General features: G+C 67.6%; 24 protein-coding genes. 19 read left to right on the top strand and 5 right to left on the bottom strand.

The window, feature by feature from the left end:
* The 7 genes from bioD to ING98_15750 all read left to right on the top strand — a co-directional run bounded on the left by bioD (position 1) and on the right by ING98_15750 (position 6,096).
* Positions 1-714, top strand: coding sequence for a dethiobiotin synthase (gene bioD, locus ING98_15780; GenBank protein MCA3103325.1), 714 nt, complete (start codon positions 1-3; stop codon positions 712-714).
* A 375-nt stretch (positions 715-1,089) separates the two neighbouring features.
* Complete coding sequence (locus tag ING98_15775; GenBank protein ID MCA3103324.1) at positions 1,090-1,611, top strand: DUF2244 domain-containing protein; 522 nt, start codon at positions 1,090-1,092, stop codon at positions 1,609-1,611.
* 104 nt (positions 1,612-1,715) lie between these two features.
* Entirely contained in the window at positions 1,716-2,693 is a 978-nt protein-coding gene (gene coxB / locus ING98_15770; protein MCA3103323.1) for a cytochrome c oxidase subunit II, read from the top strand.
* Between the two features lie 87 nt (positions 2,694-2,780).
* The gene (gene ctaD, locus ING98_15765; protein ID MCA3103322.1) at positions 2,781-4,367 is read left to right on the top strand and encodes a cytochrome c oxidase subunit I; all 1,587 of its coding nucleotides are present in this window, start codon (positions 2,781-2,783) and stop codon (positions 4,365-4,367) included.
* Between the two features lie 22 nt (positions 4,368-4,389).
* Complete coding sequence (locus ING98_15760) at positions 4,390-4,539, top strand: hypothetical protein (protein MCA3103321.1); 150 nt, start codon at positions 4,390-4,392, stop codon at positions 4,537-4,539.
* 29 nt (positions 4,540-4,568) lie between these two features.
* On the top strand, positions 4,569-5,198 hold the full coding sequence (locus ING98_15755; protein MCA3103320.1) for a cytochrome c oxidase assembly protein: 630 nt from the start codon (positions 4,569-4,571) through the stop codon (positions 5,196-5,198).
* 28 nt (positions 5,199-5,226) lie between these two features.
* Positions 5,227-6,096 (top strand): cytochrome c oxidase subunit 3, encoded by an 870-nt coding sequence (locus tag ING98_15750; protein MCA3103319.1) that lies wholly within the window; start codon positions 5,227-5,229, stop codon positions 6,094-6,096.
* Between the two features lie 179 nt (positions 6,097-6,275).
* Here the strand turns inward: ING98_15750 and ING98_15745 are convergent, their stop codons facing one another.
* Positions 6,276-6,479, bottom strand: coding sequence for a twin transmembrane helix small protein (locus ING98_15745; GenBank protein MCA3103318.1), 204 nt, complete (start codon positions 6,477-6,479; stop codon positions 6,276-6,278).
* Positions 6,480-6,606: 127 nt separating this feature from the next.
* Here ING98_15745 and ING98_15740 point away from each other — a divergent pair, with 127 nt between their 5' ends.
* The 5 genes from ING98_15740 to ING98_15720 all read left to right on the top strand — a co-directional run bounded on the left by ING98_15740 (position 6,607) and on the right by ING98_15720 (position 11,518).
* Positions 6,607-7,326 carry an SURF1 family protein gene (locus ING98_15740; protein MCA3103317.1) on the top strand — a complete coding sequence of 240 codons (720 nt, stop codon included), beginning with the start codon at positions 6,607-6,609 and terminating at the stop codon, positions 7,324-7,326.
* Complete coding sequence (locus ING98_15735) at positions 7,323-8,006, top strand: hypothetical protein (GenBank protein MCA3103316.1); 684 nt, start codon at positions 7,323-7,325, stop codon at positions 8,004-8,006. Before ING98_15740 ends, ING98_15735 begins: the two co-directional genes overlap by 4 nt.
* Positions 8,003-9,070 (top strand): COX15/CtaA family protein, encoded by a 1,068-nt coding sequence (locus ING98_15730; protein ID MCA3103315.1) that lies wholly within the window; start codon positions 8,003-8,005, stop codon positions 9,068-9,070. The genes ING98_15735 and ING98_15730 overlap by 4 nt, the downstream gene beginning before the upstream one ends.
* Positions 9,071-9,150: 80 nt before the next feature.
* Positions 9,151-10,050 (top strand): protoheme IX farnesyltransferase, encoded by a 900-nt coding sequence (locus tag ING98_15725; GenBank protein ID MCA3103314.1) that lies wholly within the window; start codon positions 9,151-9,153, stop codon positions 10,048-10,050.
* 55 nt (positions 10,051-10,105) lie between these two features.
* The gene (locus ING98_15720; GenBank protein ID MCA3103313.1) at positions 10,106-11,518 is read left to right on the top strand and encodes an MmgE/PrpD family protein; all 1,413 of its coding nucleotides are present in this window, start codon (positions 10,106-10,108) and stop codon (positions 11,516-11,518) included.
* Here the strand turns inward: ING98_15720 and ING98_15715 are convergent.
* Entirely contained in the window at positions 11,505-12,506 is a 1,002-nt protein-coding gene (locus ING98_15715) for a tripartite tricarboxylate transporter substrate binding protein (protein MCA3103312.1), read from the bottom strand. The two genes, ING98_15720 and ING98_15715, sit on opposite strands and share 14 nt — an antisense overlap.
* Positions 12,507-12,551: 45 nt before the next feature.
* On the opposite strand from ING98_15715, the gene ING98_15710 reads away from it, so the two are divergent.
* From ING98_15710 to ING98_15695, 4 genes are all read left to right on the top strand, one after another.
* On the top strand, positions 12,552-13,472 hold the full coding sequence (locus ING98_15710; protein ID MCA3103311.1) for an SMP-30/gluconolactonase/LRE family protein: 921 nt from the start codon (positions 12,552-12,554) through the stop codon (positions 13,470-13,472).
* 88 nt (positions 13,473-13,560) lie between these two features.
* Positions 13,561-14,556, top strand: a complete 996-nt coding sequence (locus tag ING98_15705; GenBank protein MCA3103310.1) for a tripartite tricarboxylate transporter substrate binding protein — start codon at positions 13,561-13,563, stop codon at positions 14,554-14,556.
* 57 nt (positions 14,557-14,613) lie between these two features.
* Positions 14,614-15,612, top strand: coding sequence for a tripartite tricarboxylate transporter substrate binding protein (locus tag ING98_15700; GenBank protein MCA3103309.1), 999 nt, complete (start codon positions 14,614-14,616; stop codon positions 15,610-15,612).
* 39 nt (positions 15,613-15,651) lie between these two features.
* Positions 15,652-16,638: an amidohydrolase gene (locus ING98_15695; GenBank protein MCA3103308.1), complete on the top strand. Its 987-nt coding sequence runs from the start codon at positions 15,652-15,654 to the stop codon at positions 16,636-16,638.
* A gap of 110 nt (positions 16,639-16,748) precedes the next feature.
* Here ING98_15695 and ING98_15690 read toward each other — a convergent pair whose 3' ends face one another.
* The 3 genes from ING98_15690 to ING98_15680 all read right to left on the bottom strand — a co-directional run bounded on the left by ING98_15690 (position 16,749) and on the right by ING98_15680 (position 20,314).
* On the bottom strand, positions 16,749-18,140 hold the full coding sequence (locus tag ING98_15690) for an adenylosuccinate lyase family protein (GenBank protein MCA3103307.1): 1,392 nt from the start codon (positions 18,138-18,140) through the stop codon (positions 16,749-16,751).
* A 37-nt stretch (positions 18,141-18,177) separates the two neighbouring features.
* Positions 18,178-19,167 carry a tripartite tricarboxylate transporter substrate binding protein gene (locus ING98_15685; protein ID MCA3103306.1) on the bottom strand — a complete coding sequence of 330 codons (990 nt, stop codon included), beginning with the start codon at positions 19,165-19,167 and terminating at the stop codon, positions 18,178-18,180.
* 133 nt (positions 19,168-19,300) lie between these two features.
* On the bottom strand, positions 19,301-20,314 hold the full coding sequence (locus ING98_15680; protein MCA3103305.1) for a tripartite tricarboxylate transporter substrate binding protein: 1,014 nt from the start codon (positions 20,312-20,314) through the stop codon (positions 19,301-19,303).
* A gap of 189 nt (positions 20,315-20,503) precedes the next feature.
* Here ING98_15680 and ING98_15675 point away from each other — a divergent pair, with 189 nt between their 5' ends.
* The 3 genes from ING98_15675 to ING98_15665 all read left to right on the top strand — a co-directional run bounded on the left by ING98_15675 (position 20,504) and on the right by ING98_15665 (position 23,961).
* Positions 20,504-21,586, top strand: coding sequence for a Gfo/Idh/MocA family oxidoreductase (locus ING98_15675; protein ID MCA3103304.1), 1,083 nt, complete (start codon positions 20,504-20,506; stop codon positions 21,584-21,586).
* 12 nt (positions 21,587-21,598) lie between these two features.
* Entirely contained in the window at positions 21,599-22,606 is a 1,008-nt protein-coding gene (locus ING98_15670) for a tripartite tricarboxylate transporter substrate binding protein (protein MCA3103303.1), read from the top strand.
* Positions 22,607-22,761: 155 nt separating this feature from the next.
* Positions 22,762-23,961, top strand: coding sequence for an FIST C-terminal domain-containing protein (locus tag ING98_15665; GenBank protein MCA3103302.1), 1,200 nt, complete (start codon positions 22,762-22,764; stop codon positions 23,959-23,961).
* Positions 23,962-23,982: the final 21 nt, after the last annotated feature.

The following is a 23,982-nucleotide window of genomic DNA, read 5'->3' as shown; positions in this document are numbered from 1 at the left end:
ATGCGCGGGATTTTCGTCACCGGTACCGATACCGGCATCGGCAAGACGCGCAGCTGCGCGGTCGTCGCGCGTGCGCTCGGTGCCGTCGGGCACCGGGTCGGCGTGATGAAGCCGATTGCCTCCGGAGCCTGCGCGCCGGAGGGCGGCGGCAGCACCCTCGCGTGGGAGGACATCGATTCCGCGGTCGCGGCGGCGAACGTGGCGCTGCCGGCGGCGTGGGTCAACCAGTACCGGTTCGCCGAGCCGGTCGCGCCGCACCTGGCGGCCCGGCAGGCTGGCGTTGCGCTGTCCACCGCGCAAATCGTCGAGGCGGCGCGGGCCGCTGGCGCGCAGGTCGACTGGCTGCTGGTCGAGGGCGTCGGCGGCTTCTGCGTGCCGCTGGCGGACCAGCCGGGTCCGGGCGCCGACACTGCGGCACTTGCCGTGGAACTCGGTTTTCCGGTGCTGCTCGTGGTCGGGCTGCGGCTGGGATGCATCAACCATGCGCTGCTTACTGCCGAGGCCGTGCAGCGGCGCGGGCTGTCGCTGGCCGGATGGCTGGCGAACGAGATCGATCCCGCACTCGCGCGGGCCGACGAGGTATTCGGTACGCTGGAGCGTTGGCTGCCCGCGCCCTGCGTCGGGCGCCTGTCCCATGCGCCCGTTCCCGACTGGACCGGCGCGGCCGCGCAGGTTCGGATCGATCGCATCGAGGCTGCCGTCGAACCCACCTGAGACAGGGCAGCGCGGTTGAAGGTCGCCTGTCGGCTGTGCTAGATTCAGACCTATGTTGAAGGGCCGTGTCTGACCCGGCCCGAAGTTCAACCCGGGGTTCATCCGAGTGTCGTTGCAGGCCTCCCGTAACAGGCTGCATCGGCCACCGGGACATGTCCGGACAGCGAGGGTGAACCACCGGATGCTGTCCGCATCGCGTTGCATGCAGGTGCGGAAAGTCTGTTCCTGCATGCAGTTGGCGCGGCCGATCCGGCCGCACATTCCGGCCAGCGGACCGGGTCTAGAAGTCCGCCGTCGGTCAGGCTGGTGTCCTGTACAGGCTTGTCGGTCGCCAGCCGCGCAGGGAGATTCGAAATCACTACGATCGAGGCCGATGTGGGCTCCGTTGCGATCACCGCGGTGCCAGCGGAAGACCGGAAGCGTTCTGACCCTACGGTCGGCCTGAGCCTGACTGCGCGTCCGAACCGATCGCTGTCGCCCGCCGTGCGGCGCTGGGTCGCCGCCGGCATGTGCGTGCCGGTGCTGGTCGTGGCCACGGTCGTTACGGCACAGGGGGCATGGCTGGTGCTGCCGTTCGCCGGGCTCGAGGTAGCGATGATCGTGTTCGCGTTCCGCTGGCTGCGGGCTGGCGACGGCGATTTCGAAACAGTCACGATCCTCGGTCATGAACTCGTCGTGCGGCGCTCGATGCGCGGGCAGATTACCGAGGCACGTTTCAACCTGCACTGGGTGCAGGTCGTCTTCGAACCGGCAGGCATCGCGCGCAAGAGCGTGCTCGCACTGCGTTCGCATGGCCGGGTGCACCCGATCGGGCACCTGATGACCGAGGCCGAGCGCACTGCCGCGGCCGATTACCTGGTCATCCGCATCCGCCACGCGCGCGCCGCGGCTGCCTGAGCTCACTTGGTCGAACGCACCGAACAGCACCACCGAAAACTGCTTCCGATATCCTTCCGAATTCAATGCCACGGCTGCAGGTCGCATCGCACACCGGAGTCTTCATGAATCGTCCGCACTACCCCCGCATTCCTTCGGCCCTGGCCGGCATCGCCGGCCTGCTGCTCCCAGCGGCGTCCTTCGCGCAGGAGGCCGCAGGCCCGGCTTACCAGGCCGCGTCGAAGTACAACCTGCAACCGCCGGTCAGCGAGATCGCCTCGCAGATCTACGACCTGCACACGCTCGTCCTGATCTTCTGCGCGGTGATCTTCGTGGCGGTGTTCAGCGCGATGTTCTACGCGATCATCTACCACCGGAAATCGGTGGGCCACGAGCCGGCCCAGTTCCACGAGAACACCACGGTCGAGATCGTCTGGACGGTGGTGCCGTTCCTGATCCTGATCCTGATGGCCTGGCCGGCCACGAAGACGGTGATCGCGATGAAAGATACCTCGTCGCCCGACCTGACCATCAAGGCCACCGGCTACCAGTGGCAGTGGGGCTACGATTACCTGAAGGGCGAGGGCGACCTGAAGGATGTCGCCGACGGCATCGCGTTCTACTCCGCGCTGGCTACCTCCTACGAGGAACGCACGAACTCCAAGCCGAAGGAAGCCGACTACCTGCTCGATGTCGACAATCGGCTTGTAGTGCCGGTAGGGAAGAAGGTCCGCATCCTCACCACCGCCAACGACGTGCTGCATGCGTGGTGGGTGCCTGCGCTTGGCGTGAAGCAGGACGCGATCCCGGGCTTTATCCGCGATACCTGGTTCAAGGCCAGTGCCGTGGGCGTCTACCGCGGCGTCTGCGCCGAACTGTGCGGCAAGGAACATGGTTTCATGCCGATCGTGGTCGAGGTGAAGTCGGTCGAGGACTTCCGCGCCTGGGCCGCCGAGCGGCAGAAAGCCCGTACGGCCGGTTCCGGTGCGGCGCCTGCGCCGGCCGCAGCAGCGCCTGTCGCCCCGGCTGCAGCAGCGCCGGCGGCCGATGCCCCGGCACGCGCGGCAACCGCCGTCGCGGCGCGCAGCGCCAGCGGCGGCTGACCGGATCCACCGGCAGCGCCGCGCCCCGAATCTTCATCGATATATCGCGCACAACCCGTTACGCCAGGTACACCAGGGAGACGAGACATGCAGGCCACCCATTCCCATCCGGCCGTCCATGACCACCACGCGCACGCCCAGCCGACCGGGCTGATGCGCTGGATCACGACGACCAACCACAAGGACATCGGCACGATGTACCTGTGGTTCAGCTTCACGATGTTCCTGGTGGGGGGCATCCTGGCCCTGCTGCTGCGCTCCGAGCTGTTCCAGCCCGGCCTGCAGCTGGTCGAGCCCGAAGTGTTCAACCAGCTCACCACGATGCACGGCGTGATCATGGTGTTCGGCGCGATCATGCCGGCGTTCGTCGGCTTCGCGAACTGGATGATCCCGCTGCAGATCGGCGCTGCCGACATGGCCTTCGCGCGGATGAACAACTGGAGCTTCTGGCTGCTGCCCCCCGCGGCGCTGCTGCTGGTGATCTCGTTCTTCGTGCCGGGCGGTGCCGCCGCCGGTGGCTGGACGCTGTACCCGCCGCTGTCGGTTCAGATGGGCCCCGGCATGGATCTCGCGATCTTCGCGCTGCACATCCTGGGCGCCTCGTCGATCATGGGCTCGATCAACATCGTCACCACGATCCTGAACATGCGCGCGCCCGGCATGACGCTGATGAAGATGCCGCTGTTCTGCTGGACGTGGCTGATTACCGCCTACCTGCTGATCGCCGTGATGCCGGTGCTCGCCGGCGCGATCACCATGATCCTGACCGACCGCCATTTCGATACCCACTTCTTCAACGCGGCCGGGGGCGGCGATCCGGTGCTGTTCCAGCATGTGTTCTGGTTCTTCGGGCACCCCGAGGTCTACATCATGATCCTGCCGGCGTTCGGCATCGTGTCGGAGATCATCCCGGCCTTCGCCCGCAAGCCGCTGTTCGGCTACACCTCGATGGTGTACGCCACCTCGTCGATCGCGATTCTCTCGTTCATCGTCTGGGCACACCACATGTTCACCGTCGGCATGCCGGCGACCGCCCAGCTGTTCTTCATGTACGCGACGATGCTGATCGCGGTGCCCACCGGCGTGAAGGTGTTCAACTGGGTGGCGACGATGTGGAAGGGCTCGATGACCTTCGAGACCCCGATGCTGTTCGCCTGCGGCTTCATCTTCGTGTTCACGATGGGTGGCTTCACCGGGCTGATCCTTGCGATCACCCCGATCGACATCCAGCTGCACGACACCTACTTCGTGGTGGCGCACTTCCACTACGTGCTGGTGGCCGGCTCGCTGTTCGCCCTGTTCGCCGGCGTGTACTACTGGCTGCCCAAGTGGACCGGGCACATGTACAACGAGACGCTGGGCAAGGCGCACTTCTGGCTGTCGGTGATCTTCTTCAACATCACCTTCTTCGTGCAGCACTTCCTCGGCCTCGCCGGCATGCCGCGCCGTGTGCCTGACTACGCGCTCCAGTTCGCCGACTTCAACATGATCTCGACGATCGGTGCGTTCGGCTTCGGCTTCACCCAGCTGCTGTTCCTCTACATCGTGGTGTCGTGCATCCGCGGTGGCGAAAAGGCGGCAGACAAGCCCTGGGAAGGTGCTCAGGGCCTCGAGTGGAGCGTGCCGTCGCCGGCGCCGTACCACACCTTCGAGGTCCCGCCAGTCGTTCGCTGAGCAGGCGCATCGCCAGGACACCATGACCAGCCTCGACATCGACAACCTCCCGGCCGCCGAACGCCAGCGCATACAGCGCCGCAACGCCCTGCGCACGGCGCTGATGCTCGGGGCGGCTGCGGTCCTGGTGTTCGCTTTCTACGTCTACCAGGTCGCAAGGACGGCAGGCTGATGGACGTTGGCAGCGACAGGCCTGCGGCGATGCAACCCGGACATGGCGTCCCGGATGCCTGTACGACGGCATCCGACAACCGGGTGACCCTGCGCAAGCTCCTGGTCGTCACGGTGCTCATGTTCGGCTTCGGCTTCGCGCTGGTGCCTTTCTACGAGAAGCTGTGCGATGTCACCGGCCTCAATCGCATCGTGAAGCGCGACGACCACAAGCCGGCGAATACCCAGGTCGACACCAGCCGCCGCATCACCGTCGAGTTCGACGCCAACCTGCGCAGCAACCTGCCCTGGACCTTCAAGCCGCTCGAGACCAGCGTGCAGGTGCATCCTGGCGAGATCGCGACCGTCGTGTACGAGGTTTCGAACGTCGCCGGCCGTGCGGTCACCGGGCAGGCGATCCCCAGCTACGGACCGATGCTGGCCTCGCAGTTCTTCCGCAAGATCGAATGCTTCTGCTTCGACAAGCAGGAAATGGCCGCCGGCGAGACGCGGCAGATGCCGATCGCTTTCGTGGTCGATCCATCCCTGCCGTCCGATGTGAATACAATAACCCTGTCGTTCACCTTCTTCGAGGTGGCTGGCCGTGCACAGGCGGGTACCCCGCTGGCCACGGCGGCTGCATCGGCAGGGGTGGCGGCACCGCAATCCAAGATCCAGTAGAGACCGCCAAGGTCCAACGGAGTTGCCCATGAGCCAGTCGGCCACCGCGAGCAGCAGCACTGCACCCCACTATTTCGTCCCGCAGCCTTCGACCTGGCCGATCTTCGGGTCGTTCGCGCTGTTCTTCATGGCGCTGGGCACGGCGCTCTGGATGAACGACGTCGGCTGGGGCAAGTTCGTGCTGATCGGTGGCCTCTGCATCCTCTTCTACATGCTGTTCGGCTGGTTCGGTACGGTGATCGGCGAGAGCGAAGGTGGCCTGTACAGCAAGCGGGTCGACGTCTCCTTCCGCTGGTCGATGGGCTGGTTCATCTTCTCCGAGGTGATGTTCTTCGCCGCGTTCTTCGGTGTGCTGTTCTACATGCGGGTGATCTCGGTGCCGGACCTTGGCAGCCTCGACAGCCGCCTGCTCTGGCCTGAGTTCACGGCGTCCTGGCCAGTCGCCGGGCCGGGCATCCGCGAGTCGTTCCAGACGATCTCCGCGTTCGGCCTGCCGGCGATCAACACGATGCTGCTGCTGGCCTCCGGCGTCACGATCACGCTGGCGCATTGGGCGCTGCTCGCGAACAACCGGCCGGCGCTGGTGCGCTGGATGGTCGCTACGATCGCCCTGGGCACCGTCTTCCTGTTCGTGCAGGGCTACGAGTATGTGCACGCCTGGCGCGACCTGAACCTGCAGCTCGACATGGGTGCCTACGGCGCGACGTTCTTCATGTTGACCGGTTTCCACGGCTTCCACGTGACGATCGGCACCATCATGCTGATCGTGATCACGATCCGCTGCGCGAAAGGCCACTTCACGCCCGAGAACCACTTCGGCTTCGAGGGCGTCGCCTGGTACTGGCACTTCGTCGACGTCGTCTGGTTACTGCTGTTCGTCGTCGTCTACGCGCTGTAACGCAGGCTGTCGGACGGGGCGCCTGCCGGTCTGGCGCCTGCGGCCCTCCGGGGCCGCCCATCCGGCCCTCGGCGAAGGGGCCATGTGGCCGCAGGCGCGATTCTCGCCCTGCGCCCCCTGCATGCCGACGCTGTCGGGAATCGGCAGCCTCGTCACAAGCGTGCCCCTCGCAGAATTTGCTATAGGGCAGAGCCGCGAAGCGTGATCAGCCCGCTGAAATGCGCGAGCATCAGTAACAGGAACAACGCCACCGACAGGCCGACGCGCAGCGTGAGCGCGCGGACCGTGCGGGTCGAGTTTCCCCTGTCGTTGAACAGGTAGAACAGCGCCGACCCCAGGCTGGCGAGGATCAGCACCAGGAAGCCGACGATCAGGATAGTCATGGCAACGTCCGGTAATGGAACAGGAAGTCTAGCCGATGCAGTGCCGCCGCCGTCTTCGGCATCGGCTGTTCCCGGCCGTGCTGCCGCTGGCCCGCGTCGTTTCCGCCCCGAGTGGATTCCTACGCTTGTGCTGCTCGCGGTGCTCGTGCTGACGCTGTCGGCCGGTCGCTGGCAGCTCGACCGCGCGGCCTACAAGGTCGCGTTGCAGCAGCGCATCGAGGCGGCAGCCGAGGCCCCGCCGGTGCCCGTGCAGTCGGTCCCGCCCGGCGATCCGGCCTCTTTCGCCTGGCATCCGGTCGAGGCGACGGGTCGCTTCGACGCCGGTCGGGTGGTATTCCTCGACAACCGCCTGCGCGATGGCGTCCCGGGCTACGAGGTGCTGACGCCGCTGCGACTGTCCGGCAGCGACCGTGTGCTCCTGGTCAACCGCGGATGGATCGCAGCGCCACGCCAGCGCGAGCGCCTGCCTGTGATCGAGACGCCCGCGGGCGAGGTGCGCGTACAGGGCCTGGCCTTCGTGCCTGGCGAGCGTTTCATGGAATTGCGGGCCGGCACCGACGACGCACTTCGCTGGCAGAACTGGACGATCGAACGGGCAAGGGAACGCTGGACGCTCGATCTGCTGCCTGTGGCCCTGCTGCAGACTGCGGCACTCGAGGGGAGCGGGCCCGGCACCGGCGCGTCCGACACGCTCGCGCGCAACTGGCCGCGGCCCGATGCAGGCATCGACAAGCACCGCGGCTATGCCCTGCAATGGTTCAGTTTCGCCGCTATCGGGGTGATCGTCTGGCTGGTGCTCAGCCTGCGCCGAACCGGTGCATCGATCCACCAAACGGAGGCGACATGAAGCTGCCGCCCGGGTTGCGCCGCAAGTTGCCGCTGATCGTGCTGGTGCTGGTCTGCGCCACGCCGGCGTTCGGACCCTACCTGCTCTGGTTCTTCTGGAAACCGGGCGAGTACAGCAACTACGGCGAGCTGGTGCAGCCGGTGGTGCTGCCCGAGATCGCGCTGGAGCCGATGTTTCCGGTCGTGCCGCCTGCGGCGGCTGCGGCCGCCGGTGTCCCCGCTACCCCGGGTCCTGGCGTACCCGCGGCCCCGGCCGGCGCGCCTTTGCCGGGTACGTCGCAGGTGCCGCAGGCGGCGCCGACCCTGCGCGGCAAGTGGTTCCTGGTGATGGCCGATGGTGCCGAGTGCGATGCGCGCTGCGAGCGCAAGATCTGGCAGCTGCGCCAGTTGCGCACGATGCAGGGCAAGGAAATGGAACGGGTCGAGCGCGTCTGGCTGGTCGACGACCGTAGCGAGCCTGCTGCCCGCCTGCATGAACCCTATGCCGGCACCTGGGTCGTGCGCCGCCCGCCGCAGGCCCTGCTCGATGCACTGCCGGTGCAACCGGGCAGCACGCTGCGCGACCACTTGTGGCTGGTCGACCCGCTCGGCAACCTGATGATGCGCTATCCGCCGGATGCCGACGCCACGCGTATCCGCAAGGACATGACGCGCCTGCTCAAGTACTCGAGGATCGGATGATGTACAGAAAGCTCCTGCTGCTCGCGCCATTGCTCACGATCATCGTCGTGGTCGTCGGTGCCTATACCCGCCTGACCGATTCCGGCCTCGGTTGTCCCGACTGGCCCGGTTGCTATGGCCAGCTGACGGCACCCGATACCGCGGCCGAGATCGCTCGCGCGAGCGAACGTTTCCCCGGCGCCGAGATAGATCCGTTCAAGGGTTGGGTCGAGATGATCCATCGCTATCTTGCGATGTCGCTCGGCCTGCTGATCCTCGGCATCGCAGTGATCGCCTGGCGCAACCGGCTGCGCCAGGCGGCGTCCGCGGTGCGCCTGCCGGGCAGCGACGCCCACTGGCTGGGTACGGGCCTGCTGCTGCTGCTGCTGGCACAGGCGATGCTCGGCAAGTTCACCGTCACGCTGCTGCTCAAGCCCGGCGTCGTCACGCTGCACCTGCTCGGCGGCATGCTGATCCTGTCCGTGCTGTTCCGGATGGCGATTGGCGAGTTCGTCGACCGCGGCCGCGTCGCGGTCGAGCGCGCCGCGCGGCTGGTCCCATGGGCTGCCGGGGGTATCGTGCTGTTGATCGGGCAGATCATCCTCGGCGGCTGGGTCAGCACGAACTACGCGGCGCTGACCTGCCTCGACTTCCCGACCTGCCACGGCACGTTCCTGCCGCCGATGGACTTCCAGCACGGCTTCCATGTCCTGCGCGAACTGGGAGAGGCGCCCGACGGATCACCGCTGTCGCACGAGTCGCTGAACGCGATCCAGTGGGCGCATCGGCTCGGCGCGCTGGTGATCACGGCCTACCTGGGTATGCTCGGCCTGCTCGCGCTGCGTATCCCCGGCGTGTCCGTGGCTGCCGCCTCTATGCTGCTGCTGCTCGTGGCACAGGTGACGATCGGCATCCTGAACGTGGTGTGGCTGCTGCCGCTCTGGCTCGCCACTCTTCACAACTTCGGCGCAGCCCTGCTGCTTTGTTCTGTCGTGATGCTAAAATTCATGATCACGCGGCCGGCTGCTGTCGATGCGCGTACCGCGCCGGCCTCGAAAGGCTCCACTCAGGCCTTGCATGCCTGACCTGAACAACCACTCAAAGCCCGGGCCATCGCCGCGCCGGCCAACCGCCTGGTGCGGCTGAAGCAGACGAGACCCGATCGATGTCCCAGACTCTCGCCCTGACCGGGGGCACCCTGCGTCAGTTCTATGAACTGACGAAGCCGCGCGTGGTGTCTCTGATCGTTTTCACGGCGGTCATCGGCATGTTCCTCGCTACTGCACCCGGTACCCTGCCGCCGCTGTCGCCGGTGTTGTTCGCGACCGTCGGCATTGCCCTGGTCGCCGGCGCGGCTGCTGCGGTCAACTGTCTGATCGAACAGAAGATCGACGCGGTGATGGCACGTACTCGTGGGCGTCCGCTGCCCAGCGGCAACGTCAATTCGTTGCAGACGCTGGTGTTCGCGGGGCTGGTCGGCGGCGTCGGGCTGCTGGTGCTGCACAACCTGGTCAATACGCTGACCATGTGGCTCACGCTGGCCACCTTCGTCGGTTACGCGATCATCTATACCGTGGTACTGAAGCCGTTGACCCCGCAGAACATCGTGATCGGGGGCGCGTCGGGCGCGATGCCGCCGGTGCTCGGCTGGGCAGCGATCACCGGAGAGGTGTCGCCGGCGGCGCTGGTGCTGTTCCTGATCATCTTCGCATGGACGCCGCCGCACTTCTGGGCGCTGGCGCTCTATCGCAAGCACGAGTACGCGAAGGCAGGCATCCCGATGCTTCCGGTCACCCATGGCGACCGATTCACCCAGCTGTCTGTGCTGCTCTACACCGTCATCCTGTTCGCCTGTTCGCTGCTGCCCTTCGCCATCCGCATGAGCGGCTGGCTGTACATGGTGTCGGCGGTAGTGCTGGGCGGCGTGTTCCTCTGGTATGCATGGCGGCTGTACACGAACTACAGCGACTGGCTCGCGCGGCGCACCTTCCGCTACTCGATCCTCTACCTGACGCTGATCTTCGCCGCACTGCTGCTCGACCACTACGCGCCCTGGAACCATTAGAACACCGGGGCGTACCCGTACTGCAGCGAAGCGTGCAACCAGGAGAGAACGCGCAATGAACCAGAAAGCGGGCAAGCCCGGGCGTACTGCCGAGCCGGTATCGGCGCTGATGCTGACCCTGGCTTCCTACATTGCGGCCACGCCGCGCCGCACGCTGCCCGCCGAAGTCAACGAACGCGCGAAGCTTCACCTTCTCGACACGATCGCCGCGATGGTCTCCGGTGCACCGCTGCTGCCGGGCCGGCGAGCGATCGAGTATGTCACCGCGATGGGTGGCACGCCCGAGGCGACCATCCTCACCACCGGAACGCGCACCAGCGCAGTCAATGCCGCGCTGGCCAACGGCATGCTCGCCCACTCCGACGAGACCGACGACGCCTACTACCTCGCGCTGGTGCATCCGGGCTGCAGCATCGTACCGGCCGCGCTGGCGATGGCGGAGCGGCAGAAGTCGAGCGGACGTGAGCTGCTGCGCGCGATCGTACTCGGCTACGATGTCTGCGCACGCACGTCGATGGCCCTCGGTATCGAGCATTTCCGCAGCGCCGGGCATTCGACGCACAGTTTCGGCGGCACCTTCGGTTCGGCGGCGGCGGCCGGTGCGCTCGCCCGCATCGACGTGCGCCAGGCGCGGCACCTGCTGTCCTACGCAGCGCAGCAGGCGAGCGGCCTGTCGTGCTGGGCGCGCGATGTCGAGCATGTCGAAAAGGCATTCGACTTCGGCGGCATGCCGGCGCGCAACGGCGTGACTGCGGCGACCATGGTTGCCTCCGGTTTCACCGGGGTCGAGGACGTGTTCAGTGGCGACCGCGGCTTCCTGCATGCATTCGAGCCGTTCATCCGGCCGCAGGAGTTCGTGAAGGGCCTCGGATCGCGCTACGACATCATGCAGACGGCGATCAAGCGCTGGCCGGTCGGCTACCCGATCCAGGCGCCGCTCGATGCACTGTCGACGCTGATCGACCGGTACGCGATCAAGGCGTCGGAGGTCGAGAGGGTGCACATCACGGTCGACGAGCAGGGCGCACGCACAGTCAGCGGCCGGAAGATGTCGAACATCAACCTGCAGCACCTGGTCGGCATCATGCTGCTCGATCGAGACATCAGCTTCGAAGCCTCACACGATCCGGCCCGTTCGCGCGACCGCGACGTGCTGGCGCTGAAGGAGAAGGTGCAGCTGGTCGGTAGTGCCGAGCTTTCGAAGACGAAGACCACGCAGGCGATCGTCGAAGTCACGCTGGCGCGGCCTCAGGGCAGGGCACGCAGCACGGTCGTGCGCCACCACACCCGCGCGGTGCTGGGCAGCGCGACGCGTCCGATGGACCGCGCCGATCTGGAGCGCAAGTGCCATCCGCTGCTCGAGCCCGCGCTCGGCGCACGCCGCGCGACCAGCCTGATCGATGCGATCTGGACGATCGACCGGCTGCCCGACGTGCGCGCGCTGCGCAGGCTGCTCAGTCGGCCTTGATGCCTGCCTTGCGGACCACCTGCGCGATGCGCTGGGTCTCGCTGCGGATGATCGCCGCGAATTGCTGCGGTGTGTTGCCGACCGGTTCAGCGCCTTCACTGGCCAGCGCCGGCTTCAGTTCCGGGCTGTGCACCGCACGCACTGCTTCGGCATTGAGCCGGTTGATGATGGCCGCTGGCGTCGCGGCCGGCGCCAGGAAGCCAGTCCACTGGACATGCTCATAGCCGGCCACGCCGCCCTCGACGATCGTCGGCACGTCGGGCAGCGCGAAGCTGCGCCGGGTCGTGGTGACGCCGAGCGCGCGCAGCTTGCCCGCACGCACCTGCGGCAGCACCGACGGCAGCGTGGCGAACGAGACCTGCGCCTCGCCGGCGAGCAATGCATTCACAGAGGGTCCGCCGCCCTTGTACGGCACGTGCAGAAGGTCGGCGCCGGTGAGGTTCTTGAACAGTTCGGCCGACAGGTGGGTGCCGGTGCCGCTGCCGGCGGAACTGTAGGCGACCTGCCCGGGCCGGGCCTTCGCCAGCGCAAGCAGGTCCTGGATGTTCTTCACCGGCACGGCGATGTTGGCCACCAGCACGTTCGGGAAGGCCGACAGCTGGGTGATCGGCGCCAGGTCGCGCTGCGGATCGAACGACAGCTTCGCATGCATGTTCGGATTGATGGTGATCGAAGAGGACACCACCAGCGTGGTGTAGCCGTCGGGGCTGGCGCGTACCGCCAGTTCGGTGCCGACGAGGCTGCCGGCACCAGGCCGGTTGTCGATCAGCACCGCCTGGCCGAGAGCCTCGCCGAGGCGTGCCGCCAGCAGGCGGGCCATCGCGTCGGTGGAGCCGCCGGGCGACTGCGGCACGATGATGCGTACCGCCTTCTGTGGCCACGCCTGCTGGCGGGCCTGCGGCTGCGCCTGGGCTTTGGCAGCCTGAGGCGCCGCCGTGCAAGCCGCGACGCCGGCAAGCAATGCGCGCACGAGCCGGTCGTGTCCCATGCTCTCCTCCTCGCTTCGTATTGTCGTTTTCAATAGGATAGACCCATGCGCTTCTTCAATCCACCGACCGAACTCGTCGCCGAGGTGTTCGCGACCATCCCCGCCCACCTCGGCAGATCGGGCCAGCCGTCGACCTGGATCGAGTCCAACCATCCGGGGTCGAAGCTCGGCTGCTTCCTCGAAGGCCCGGCGTTCGATCGCGCAGGCAACCTGTACGTGGTCGATATCCCGTTCGGGCGTATTTTCCGCATCACCCCTGACGCGCAGGTGAGCGTGGCGGCCGAGTACGATGGCTGGCCGAACGGCCTCGCGGTGCACAAGGACGGCCGCCTCTTCATCACCGACTACCGGCTCGGCGTGATGACCTGCGACCCGGCCACCGGCAAGGTCGAGCCGTGGATCACGCATGCGCGCTCGGAGGGCTTCAAGGGCGTCAACGACCTGGTGTTCGCCAGCAACGGCGACCTCTACTTCACCGACCAGGGACAGACGGGCGTGCACGACCAGACCGGCCGCGTCTGGCGCGCCACGCCCGACCGCAAGCTCGAGTGCCTGATCGACAACGGGCCGAGCCCGAACGGTATCGCGCTCTCGCCCGACGAGTCGGCCGTGTACGTCGCGATGACACGCACCAACTGCATGTGGCACCTGCCGCTGCGCGATGGCGTGCCCAGCAAGTGTGGCGTGTTCGGCTACCTGCCTGGCATGCACGGGCCGGACGGGCTGGCGGTGGATGCCAAGGGCAACCTCGCGGTCGGCCATGCACGGGTGGGCATCGTCTGGCTGATGAGCCCGGCTGGCGAGTTCCTCTACGGCATCCGCGCACCCGACGGCGGCGGACGGCTGACCAACATGGCCTACGGCGGGCCAGGCGGCCGGCATCTCTACATCACCGATTCGTATCGCGGCACCATCCTGCGCTGCGAGCTGCCAGTGCCCGGACTGAAGCTGTATTCGCATCAGTAGCATCGCACCCGGGCCCAGCGCCCATCGAAAGAATGCATCGTGACCCGAGACGCGGGCAGCCCGATGCGCGAAACCTCGTGAGGACACCATGACCGCCTCTTCGAATCCTTCCAGGTCCCTGACCGCTGCAGCGGCGGCGGCCTGTGCCGCCGTTCTTCTGCCCGCGATCGTGGCGGCGCAGGCGCCCGCATGGCCGGCCAAGCCGGTGCGAATCATTGTGCCGACCTCGCCCGGTGGCGGCACGGACATCGTCACGCGCGTGCTGGCAGCGCGCCTGGCCGAGGTGTTCGGACAGTCTGTAGTGGTCGAGAACAGACCGGGGGCCGGCCAGATCCTCGGCACCGAGTTCGTCGCGCGTGCGGCACCCGATGGCTATACCCAGCTGATGGCGGCAAGCGCCATCGTGCTGAACCAGGTGCTCGCAAGGAAGCCGCCGTACGACACCCTGCGCGACTTCGTGCCGGTGACGGTCGCAGCGACCCTGCCCAACGTGCTGACCGTTCATCCGAGCCTGCCTGTGAAGTCGGTGAAGCAGTTGATCGCGCTGGCCAAGGCCAGGCCGGGGATGCTGAACTACAGCTCCGCTGGTGCCGGTACCTCGCCCCACATGTCGATGGAACTGCTGCGCTCGATGGCAGCGGTCGACATCGTGCATGTCGCGTACAAGGGCACCGGTCCCGCGACCGCCGACCTGCTCGCCGGCCACGTCCAGCTGTCGATGCCGAACACGCTGACCGCCGCGCCGCACCTGCGGTCCGGGCGCCTGCGTGCGCTCGGGGTGACCAGCCTGAATCGCGCGGCCGGGCTGCCCGAGGTGCCGACCATCGCGGAGGCCGGGCTGCCCGGCTACGAGGCGATCCAGTGGTACGGCCTGTTCGCGCCGGCCGGGACGCCACGCGACGCGGTGAACCGGATGCAGTCCGAGACGGCGAAGGCGCTGCAGGCGCCGGATGTCGCGAAGCGCCTGGCTGCCGATGGCGCCGAGGCAGGCGGCATGAGTCCAGAGGCGTTCGCCGCCTATGTCAGGTCGGAGATCGAGAAATGGAGCCGCGTCGTGCGCGACGCGAAGCTGGCACTGGACTGACCTCCGGTGGAACGAAGCAGGGCGGAACGAAGCGTGACGAACGAGGAGTTGCAACCGATGACTGGATCTTCCCTGGCCGCGCAGCGGCCCGCAGCGGGTACGCTGCTGCTGGCGCTTGCGCTGTGCGCACCGTGCGCCGCGATGGCGCAACCTGCACAGGGCTGGCCGGCAAAGCCCGTGCGCATCATCGTACCCACCTCGCCGGGTGGCGGCACCGACATCGTCACGCGGGTGCTGGCCAGCCGCGTGGGCGATGCACTGGGACAGTCCGTGGTCGTCGAGAACCGCCCGGGCGCCGGGCAGATCCTGGGCACCGAGTTCGTCGCGCGTGCCCCTGCGGATGGCTATACCCAGCTGATGGCGGCCAGCGCGATCGTGCTGAATCAGGTGCTGGCGAAGCAGCCACCCTACGACATCCTGCGCGACTTCGTGCCGGTCACGCTCGCCGCATCCCTGCCGCACGTGCTGACCGTACACCCTAGCCTGCCGGTGAAATCGGTGAAGCAACTGGTCGCGCTGGCGAAGGCCCAGCCCGGTGCGCTCAACTACAGTTCGGCAGGCGCGGGGACGTCGCTGCACATGGCGATGGAGCTTTTCCTGTCGATGGCTGGCCTGAACGTCGTTCATATTCCGTACAAGGGTGCCGGCCCGGCCACGGCAGACCTGCTCGCCGGCCATGTGCAGCTCGCCACGCCGAACACGCTGACCGTCGCGCCATACCTGCGCTCGGGCCGGCTTCGTGCCATCGGCGTCACCGGCGCGAAGCGCGCGGCCGCGATGCCGGAGGTGCCGACGATCGCCGAGGGTGGGGTACCTGGCTACGAGGCGATCTTCTGGTACGCGCTGTTCGCGCCCGCGGGCACGCCGCGCGAGGCCGTGGGCCGAATGCACGCGGAAGTCGCCAGGGCATTGCTGCTGCCCGACGTCGGGCAGCGGCTGGCGGCCGACGGCGCCGAACCGGGCGGCATGCCGCCGGATGCCTTCGCCGCGTTCATAAGGGCCGAGCTCGAGAAGTGGGGCCGGGTCGTGCGCACCGCGAAGATAACGCTGAACTGAGTCACGCCGAACTGACCCACGCCGAGCCGAGGTACTGCCATGCCGAACATCGACACCCACGCACACTTCTTCCCGGAAAGGTTCATCGAACTGGTCGCGAAGCACGGTGGCCGCTGCGGCACCACGGTCACCAGCGATGCGAGCGGCGCGCGCTTCATCCAGGTCGGACTGAACCTGCGCACCGGGCCGATCACATCGGGCTTCATCGATCTTGGCGAGCGGCTCGCCTACATGGACAGCATGGGCATCGACATGCATGCGCTGTCGATGACCCAGCCGATGGTCTACTGGGCCGACGACGAACTAGGCATGCAGCTGTCGGTGGCGGTCAACGATGCGATCAGCGCGGCGCATGTCGCGCACCCCGATCGGTTCATCGGCTTCGCGCACCTGCCGTTCCAGAACCCCAGCCTCGCGCTGGAGGAACTCGAGCGCGCCGCGAAGCTGCCCGGTATCCGCGGCATCTACATGGCCACTGCGGTGCGCGACCGCGAACTGTCGGACCGCAGCTTCTTCCCGGTCTACGAACGCATGGCCGACCTCGGGCTGCCGCTGTTCCTGCATCCGATGATGATCAACAACGAGCGCCTCAAGCAGTGGTACCTGATCAACACGCTCGGCAACCCCTTCGAGGTGGCCATCGCCGCCTCCCACCTGATCTTCGGCGGCGTGCTCGACGCGTTCCCGACGCTCGAGGTGTCGCTGCCGCATGCCGGCGGCGCGCTGCCGATCCTGCGTGGACGCCTCGACCAGGGCTTCAAGGTCCGCCCCGAGTGCAAGCACCTGCCGCGTGCGCCGAGCGAGTACCTGAAGCGGTTCACCTACGACACCATCAGCTACTGTCCCGAGGTGATGGACTACCTGGTGAAGCTGGTCGGCGTCGATCGCATCCTGATGGGCAGCGACTACTGTTTCGACATCGCGCACAACGACCCGGTGGGCGTGGTGCACGAGATCAGCGTGCTCGACGACGCCGGCAAGCAGGCGGTGTTCTGGGACAACGCGGCGCGCCTGCTGCGGCTCTGACCTCGCGCGGGCGTGGGTGGGGTTCCCCTGGTCAGCTTCGGCTGGCGCAGGCGCCGCCCAGGGGGAACCCCACCCACGCCTGCCGGCATCGGGCCGGCCTGGAGGACGGGTCAGACGCCTGGCTGCCCGGCCGCAGAGGCGCCTCCGTCCGCGCTGTGCAGCCGGGCCGCGGCCGCGCGGGCAGCCGCAGCCATCTCGCGCGCCATCGCGGCGCTGCGCCCGGTGTATCCGGCCGGATCGAGCGCCGCGCGCAACGCCGGTTCGTCCACGGCCTGGCGTACGCGCTCGTCGGCGAGCAGCCGGTCGAGGAGCGAGCCGGCGCCGGTGCGTGCATCCTCCAGTGCGTGATGCACCAGGTCGTGGGCCAGGCCACGGCCGAGCGCTGGCGCGAGCATCATCATCGCGTTCTCTGCGGTGATTGCCTCGCCCGAGCGCTCGAGGTTGCGCAGCATCCGGTCGGGATGCAGGCGCAGGCAGGCGAGCAACTGGTCCATCTCCCAGGCGACCGCATAGGCGAGCGGCCCTGCGCCCTCCATCAGCCAGTACATCATCTGGTTGTTGGCGGCATCGCCTTCGTGCGTGGGCTGCATGGCCTCCAGGGCCAGCGGTACCTGGCTGCGCAACCGGGCGGCGAGGGCGATCACCTGCACCGCGACCTTCGAATTCACCTTCTGCGGCATGGTGCTGGAGCCGACGACGTCCTCGCCGAGCGACTCGGACACCTCGTCGATCTCGTCGGCCATGAGCGCATAGAGTTCGCGCGCGATCTTCGAGAACGTCGTGCCCAGCAGTGCCAGCAGCATCACATACTCCGCCACGTGGTCGGTGCCGGCGCGCGAGGGCACCGCGAGCGGTGCCAGCCCGAGGCGCTGCGACAGCCGCCGGTTGATCTCAGGCCCATGCTCGCCGAACGCGTGCATGGCCCCCAGGGCGCCTCCCCACAGCGAGACGAACGCCCGCGGCTCCACGCCGCGCAGCCGGTCGACATGGCGCAGCAGTTCCTCGATCCACGCGGCGACCTTCAGCCCGAAGGTGATCGGAAGCGCATGCCGATGGTTCGTGCGCCCTGCAGCGAGCATCCCGGCGCTGGCCTCGGCCAGCCCGGCCATCCGGACGAGGATGTCGCCCAGCAGGGCCAGCAACGCGTCGTGTGCTTCGCGCATCAGCAGGGTACGGCCGGTCTGGGTCAGGTTCTGGGTGGTTGCACCCCAGTGCACGAAGTCTCCGGCATCACCCTCGCAGGCCTGCGCCAGCGCGCGCGCGATCGAGTGGATCGGTGCGCGGGTGCGCGCGATGTCCGCGGCGAGCGCCGCCGCGCCGATCGTTGCAAGGTTCGCCCTGCGCCGGATCTCGACCGCAGCCGCCGGCGGGATCATCCCGAGTTCGGCCTGTACCTCCGCCAGCGTCGCCTCGATGTCCAGGAACGCCTGCCAGAGGCGCTCACGGCTGAACAGCGCTTCGATCGCGGCGACATCCGGGCGTGCGTGCCGTGGCGAAGGCATTTCGGACGACTCCTCGGGCGGAGGGATCAATTCGGGATCAGTTCGGCTGCACCTGCGCGAACTTCACGACCTTCGCCCACTTGACGGTCTCGCTCCGGATCAGTTCCGCGAACTGCTCGGGCGTCCCGGCCACCGGCACCGCACCGAGGGAACCGTAGCGCTCGATGACCACCGGCGACCTGACTGCCCGTTGCATCTCCGCGTTCAGGCGGTCGAGGACGGGTCGGGGAATGCCGGCTGGGGCGAGGATGCCCCCCCAGGTCATCACCTCGTAGCCGGGGACGCCGGACTCTGCCACGGTCGGCAAGTCTGGAAAGGCGGCCAGCCGCTTGCGTCCGGTCACGGCCAGGGCTCGCAACCGGCCCGATTGCAGATGTACGCCAACGCCAGTGAGCGGATCGAACAGCATCTGTACATGCCCGGACATCACGTCTGCCGTTGCCTGGCCTCCGCCCTTGTAGGGCACGTGCAGGATGTTCGTGGTGGTCAGCATCTTGAAGTACTCGCCGGCGAGATGGCCGATGGTGCCCGTGCCAGCCGACGCGTTGCTCAGTTCGCCCGGGCGTTTGCGCGCGAGCGCGATCAGCCCCTTGATGTCCTTGACTGGCAGCGCAGTCGTCACCGCCAGCAGGAGGGCAGCCTCCACGGCCTGCGACACCGGCTGGAAGTCACGCGCGACGTTGTAGGGCAGTGTCGGCGTGATCGCAGGATTGATGGCGAGCGGACCCGGCCCGGCGTAGCCGATCACGTAGCCGTCCGGTACTGCCGCGGCCAGGGCCTGCATGCCGATCGCGCCGCCGGCACCGGCCCGGTTGTCGGCGACCACCTGCTGGCCCATCTGTCTCGCGAGCTCGGTTCCGAAGAGGCGTGCCGAGACGTCGGTGGCACTGCCGGTGGCGAACGGGATGATGAGGCGGATCGGCTTGCTCGGGAACTCGGCTGCCGCCGCCCATGCGGCCCCGGCACTGGCGGCCAGGACGGTCACGGCCGCACAGGCGCCGAACAGCGAGCGGACATCAAGGGTCATGGCGTGAATTCCTCTACGGGCGGCAAGTCTTCAGGCTGAATCTGCCGACAGGTCATTCTAGCGCGCATCGGCAGGCGTGCCCTGCGCAAGGCAGGGACGGCGTGCGCTGCTGCTTCGCCGGATAGCCCGCTGTTCAGTCGCCCTTGAGCCCCGACGCGTCGATCACCTTGCGCCACTTCCCGGTCTCCTCGCGCAGGAAGGCCGCGAACGCCGCCGGCGTCGACGCGATGCCGTCGATGCCCTGGCTCGCGAACCGGTCGCGTACCTCCGGTGTCGCCAGCGTCTTCACCAGTGCGTCGTTCAGGCGCGCGACCACGGGTCTGGGCAGGCCCGCTGGACCGACATATCCGTACCACCCGCTGGTGTCGTAACGGAAGCCGGCCTCCTGGATGGTCGGCAGCTCTGGCAGCAGGTTCGACCGTTTCGTGCCGGCCATGGCGATCGCGCGCAGCTTGCCGGCACGCACCTGCGGCAGGGCCGACGAGATGCCGTTGAACATCAGATCGACCTCGCCACCGATCAGCGCGCCCATGCCGGGCCCTGCGCCCTTGTACGGCACGTGCACCACCTTCAGCCCGGCCACCAGGTTGAACAGTTCGGCCGCCATGTGGATGCCGGTGCCCGGTCCGCCGGAAGCGAAGTTCATCCTGCCCGGGCGTGCGCGCGCGAGCGCGACCAGCTCCTGCACCGTCTTCGCCTGCACCGACGGGTGCACCAGCAGGACGTAGGCCTGCTCGGCGACCAGCGACAAGGCGGTGAAGTCACGCAGCGGATCGTAGGCCGGTTTCGACTGGCGCAGCGGCTCGATTGCGAGCGGACCGGAATGACTGATCATCACCGTGTAGCCGTCGGGCTGGCTGCGCGCGACGATTTCCGCGCCGATGCCGCCGCCGGCACCGGCGCGGTTGTCCGCCACCAGCGGCTGGCCGATCGCCTCGCCATAGTTCTGCGCGACGATGCGCGCGACGATATCGGCCGGCCCGCCGGGCGAGGCCGGGATCATCAGGCGTATCGGACGGGCAGGGAAGGCCTGGGCCTCGGCATCGGTCGATGGCAGACCGGTCGCGAGCAGCAGCAGCGCGGCCGTGGCCGCAGCAGCGGTCGTACGGGTATCCTCTGCGACCAGAGCCGTCCGGGCGATCATCATGGGGTGTACTCCTCCTCGATGATGATGGTGACGCGCCCGAAGGGGGCGGTCAACCGCGATGGCGATGCGCTGGCAGCGCTGGCAGCGCTGGCATCGGCGGCGGCGCGTGCCGCCGGAGTGCTCCGCAAGACGCAGCGGCGGTGCCCGGCGCGTATCATCGCGCCCAGCCCACACATCAAGGAGGACCCGGTGAGTACAAGGCCCCTGGGCGTTGCCGTCATCGGTGCCGGACGCATCGGCACCCTGCGCGCGCGCCTCGCAGCAAAGCATCCGTCGGTCGGCTTCCTCGCGATCTCCGACCTCGATCCGTCGCGCGCGCAGGCACTGGCGAAGACCGCTGCGGCCGACTTCTGCAGCGGCAGCAACAACGAAGTGATCGAGCGCCCCGAGGTCAACGCGGTGTTCGTGTCCACGCCCGAGGGCGAACATGTGGCACCGATCATCCGCGCGCTCGAACTGGGCAAGCCGGTGCTTGTCGAGAAGCCGATCGCGCTCGAACTCGCCGACGCGCAGCGCATCGTCGATGCCATCCGTGCCAACAACGGTAACCTGCGCATCGGCTACAGTCGGCGCTTCAAGGAATGCTTCCTGCGTGCGAAGGAGCAGATGAACCACGGCCGCCTAGGTACCGTCGTCGGTGGCCTCGCGCGCGTCTACAACTCGCGCGCGCAGGCGTTCTCGATCCTCAAGCGCGACCCGCATGCCACGCCGGTGCTCGACGTGCTCACCTACTACGTCGACCTGATGTGCTGGTTCCTCGAAGGCAATCGCCCGGTCGAAGTGGTCGCGCGCGGCCAGCACGGTATCTTCAAGAAGGCCGGCTACAGTGCGCACGACGTGACCTGGGCCATCGTCACCTTCGCCGACGGTGCGGTCATCAACTTCGGCGTGAGCTATGCGCTGCCCGCGCAGTACCCGACGCTGGGCCAGTCCGACCGGGTCGAATTGCTGGGCACGGAAGGCACGATGATCATCGACGATGACCACATGGACCACCTGATCTATTCCGAGAAGGGCATCCCGCATGCCTACGTGCCCGACCACGGCGTGCCGTTCGCCTTTCTCGGCAGCAACACCGCCGGTGACTGGGCGCTGGGCGACTTCTGGGGGCCGCTCGGCAACGAGACGCGCAGCTGGCTCGATTCACTGGTGACCGGTGCGGATACGCCGCACTGCCGCCCGGACGCGGCGCTGGTCAACCTGGAGACGACGATCGCGATGGAGCGGTCGGCCCGATCGGGGCAGGCCGTGCGCCTGCCGCTGGAAACCTGAAGGAACAGATCGATGAAATGCATTGCAACCCGCAGCGCGCGGCGCACCATCGCCGGCGCGTCCGTGTTGGCGGTGGCGATGGCCCTGCCGGTGCCGGCCACGGTGATGGCACAGCAGCCCTATCCGTCGCGCCCGGTTCGGCTGGTCTCCCCTAATCCGCCGGGCGGCGCGAACGACGTGATCGCGCGCATCGTGGTGAACAGGCTCGCCGAGGTACTCGGCGTGCCGATGGTGATCGACAACCGCGGCGGCGCCGGCGGCACCATCGGCGGGGAGATCGCCGCACGCGCAGTGCCCGACGGCTACACGCTTCTCGCCGGTTCGATCTCGACGCACTCGTTCTCACCGGTGATCTCGCCGAAGCTCTCGTACGATCCGGTACGCGACTTCACGCCGATCTCGCTGTTCGCGATCTCGCAGAACCTGCTGGTGGTGAACCCGACGCTGCCGGTCAGCAACGTGAAGGACCTGGTCGCGCTGGCGAAAGCGAAGCCGAACACGCTCAACTATGCATCGGGCGGCACAGGGTCCACCAGCCATTTCGCGATCGCGCTTTTCGTCAGTGCCGCGGGTATCGCCAATGCTACGGTGCACGTGCCGTACAAGGGCGGCGCACCCTCTGTCGCGGCGACGGTCTCGAACGAGACCCAGTTCTACTTCGGACCGATGGCCGGCAGCATCCCGCAGGTCAAGGCGGGCCGGTTGCGCGCGGTGGCGGTTGGCGGGGCGGCACGCTCCGCGCTGCTGCCGGATGTGCCGACGGTACGCGAATCGGGCGTCAACTATGCCGCTGCGGGCTGGTTCGGCCTGCTCGGTCCGGCCGGATTGCCGAAGCCGGTCGTGCAGCGGCTGAACAAGGCGGTACATGACACGGTCGGCATGGCCGACGTGCAGCGCCAGTTGCTGGAAGTCGGTGCCGAGGGCGTCGCCAACACGCCCGAGGCGTTCGCGAAGTTCATCGCCGAGCAACTCGCGAGCACCCGGCGCGTGGTGAAGGAACTTGGCCTCAGGTTCGATTGAGCGGGGGGTCGTCTGTCCGACCACTCCCACTGCATCCACCGCAGGGTCGGCAGCGGCCATGCTGCCCGCGTCCCGGTCATGGCGAATCGTCGAAACTGACTGCGCTGGAGAAATGTTACGATCCGTCAGCCTATTATCGTTCTCAGGATGCTTCGATGCTCCGCATTGCAACGGCCGCTTCCGAGGCTCCGTCCACGATCGATGCCGCCACGCGTTGCATTGAGCAGGTCGTCGCGCAAGGGATGGATTCCCCCGGCTACCTGATGATCCAGGCTGACGCACGCCATGACCTTCGCGTAGCGGGCGCGGCGGTACAGGCGCGCTGGCCGCAGGTGCGCATCCATGCCGCCACTTCCTGTCTGGGCAGCATGATCGAGACTGGCACGCACACCGGGCAGGAGCCAGGCCTGTGCCTGCTTGCCGTCGCCGACGCGGATGGCGACTACGGCACCGCCTGCGGCGAACTGGGGGATGCGCCGAGCGCCGCAGCCGCCGCCCTGGTGCGCAAGGCGCTGGCGAATGCCGACCGGACGGGCGAAACCCCGGCCATGGTCTGGATATCCAGTACCCCTGGTCACGAAGAGGCGGTCATTGCCGGGCTGCAAGAAGTGGTGGGCGTGTCGACCCCGATCGTCGGCGGCTCGGCGGCCGACAATGCCATCGAGGGAAAATGGCAGGTCATGTCGGATGGCGCGGCCTTCGGTAACGGAATGGTGGTGTCCGTGCTGTTTCCATCGACGCCCATCGGTGCTGCCTTCCATTCCGGCTATGTTCCGACCGGGCTTCGCGGGCGCATCACGCGCTGCGCCGGACGACGCGTGTTCGAGATCGACGGCCGGCCGGCTGCCGATGTGTACGCTGGCTGGACCCGCGGCGCCGTCGTCCGGCCCGATGTCGGCGCGGTCAACATTCTCATGGCGACCGCGTTATGGCCGCTCGGGCGGCGCATGCTGGCGATCGGGGGCACGGATATCTACCTGCTATCGCATCCCGAAACGCTCGATGCAGATGGGTCCATGACGCTGTTCACCGACGTGGCGGTAGACGATGAACTGGTCCTGATGAGCGGCACCGCCGACGACCTGCTCGAGCGTCCGGCGTTGGTCGTCGAGTCGGCCTGTCGCATGGGCGAGATCGACAAGGCGCAGGTGGCAGGGATGATTCTCGTGTTCTGCGCGGGCTGCATGTTGACGGTGAAAGATCGCATCGACGAAGTACGCCGCTCGCTCAACGAATGCATGCCCGGTGTTCCGTTCATCGCCGCGTTCACCTTCGGCGAACAGGGGCCGGTGCTGGCCGGCGACAACCGGCACGGCAACCTCATGATCTCCATGGTGACGTTCGTCCGCGGCTGAGGGCGCTCCGGATGTCCATGC

It is taken from the genome of Rhodocyclaceae bacterium (assembly GCA_020248265.1).
Lineage (GTDB): Bacteria > Pseudomonadota > Gammaproteobacteria > Burkholderiales > CAIKXV01 > CAIKXV01.
Note: the sequence above shows the minus strand (reverse complement) of the source record. Positions and strands in the feature narration are given on the sequence as shown.

Coding starts and splice junctions, on each gene's coding strand:
- ING98_15720 (MCA3103313.1), top strand. CDS start 10,106: ATGAACCAGAAAGCGGGCAAGCCCGGGCGTACTGCCGAGCCGGTATCG.
- ING98_15705 (MCA3103310.1), top strand. CDS start 13,561: ATGACCGCCTCTTCGAATCCTTCCAGGTCCCTGACCGCTGCAGCGGCG.
- ING98_15680 (MCA3103305.1), bottom strand. CDS start 20,314: ATGATGATCGCCCGGACGGCTCTGGTCGCAGAGGATACCCGTACGACC.
- ING98_15710 (MCA3103311.1), top strand. CDS start 12,552: ATGCGCTTCTTCAATCCACCGACCGAACTCGTCGCCGAGGTGTTCGCG.
- ctaD (MCA3103322.1), top strand. CDS start 2,781: ATGCAGGCCACCCATTCCCATCCGGCCGTCCATGACCACCACGCGCAC.
- ING98_15745 (MCA3103318.1), bottom strand. CDS start 6,479: ATGACTATCCTGATCGTCGGCTTCCTGGTGCTGATCCTCGCCAGCCTG.
- ING98_15750 (MCA3103319.1), top strand. CDS start 5,227: ATGAGCCAGTCGGCCACCGCGAGCAGCAGCACTGCACCCCACTATTTC.
- ING98_15755 (MCA3103320.1), top strand. CDS start 4,569: ATGCAACCCGGACATGGCGTCCCGGATGCCTGTACGACGGCATCCGAC.
- ING98_15695 (MCA3103308.1), top strand. CDS start 15,652: ATGCCGAACATCGACACCCACGCACACTTCTTCCCGGAAAGGTTCATC.
- ING98_15700 (MCA3103309.1), top strand. CDS start 14,614: ATGACTGGATCTTCCCTGGCCGCGCAGCGGCCCGCAGCGGGTACGCTG.
- coxB (MCA3103323.1), top strand. CDS start 1,716: ATGAATCGTCCGCACTACCCCCGCATTCCTTCGGCCCTGGCCGGCATC.
- ING98_15715 (MCA3103312.1), bottom strand. CDS start 12,506: ATGGGACACGACCGGCTCGTGCGCGCATTGCTTGCCGGCGTCGCGGCT.
- ING98_15690 (MCA3103307.1), bottom strand. CDS start 18,140: ATGCCTTCGCCACGGCACGCACGCCCGGATGTCGCCGCGATCGAAGCG.
- ING98_15670 (MCA3103303.1), top strand. CDS start 21,599: ATGAAATGCATTGCAACCCGCAGCGCGCGGCGCACCATCGCCGGCGCG.
- ING98_15735 (MCA3103316.1), top strand. CDS start 7,323: ATGAAGCTGCCGCCCGGGTTGCGCCGCAAGTTGCCGCTGATCGTGCTG.
- ING98_15685 (MCA3103306.1), bottom strand. CDS start 19,167: ATGACCCTTGATGTCCGCTCGCTGTTCGGCGCCTGTGCGGCCGTGACC.
- ING98_15760 (MCA3103321.1), top strand. CDS start 4,390: ATGACCAGCCTCGACATCGACAACCTCCCGGCCGCCGAACGCCAGCGC.
- bioD (MCA3103325.1), top strand. CDS start 1: ATGCGCGGGATTTTCGTCACCGGTACCGATACCGGCATCGGCAAGACG.
- ING98_15665 (MCA3103302.1), top strand. CDS start 22,762: ATGCTCCGCATTGCAACGGCCGCTTCCGAGGCTCCGTCCACGATCGAT.
- ING98_15730 (MCA3103315.1), top strand. CDS start 8,003: ATGATGTACAGAAAGCTCCTGCTGCTCGCGCCATTGCTCACGATCATC.
- ING98_15725 (MCA3103314.1), top strand. CDS start 9,151: ATGTCCCAGACTCTCGCCCTGACCGGGGGCACCCTGCGTCAGTTCTAT.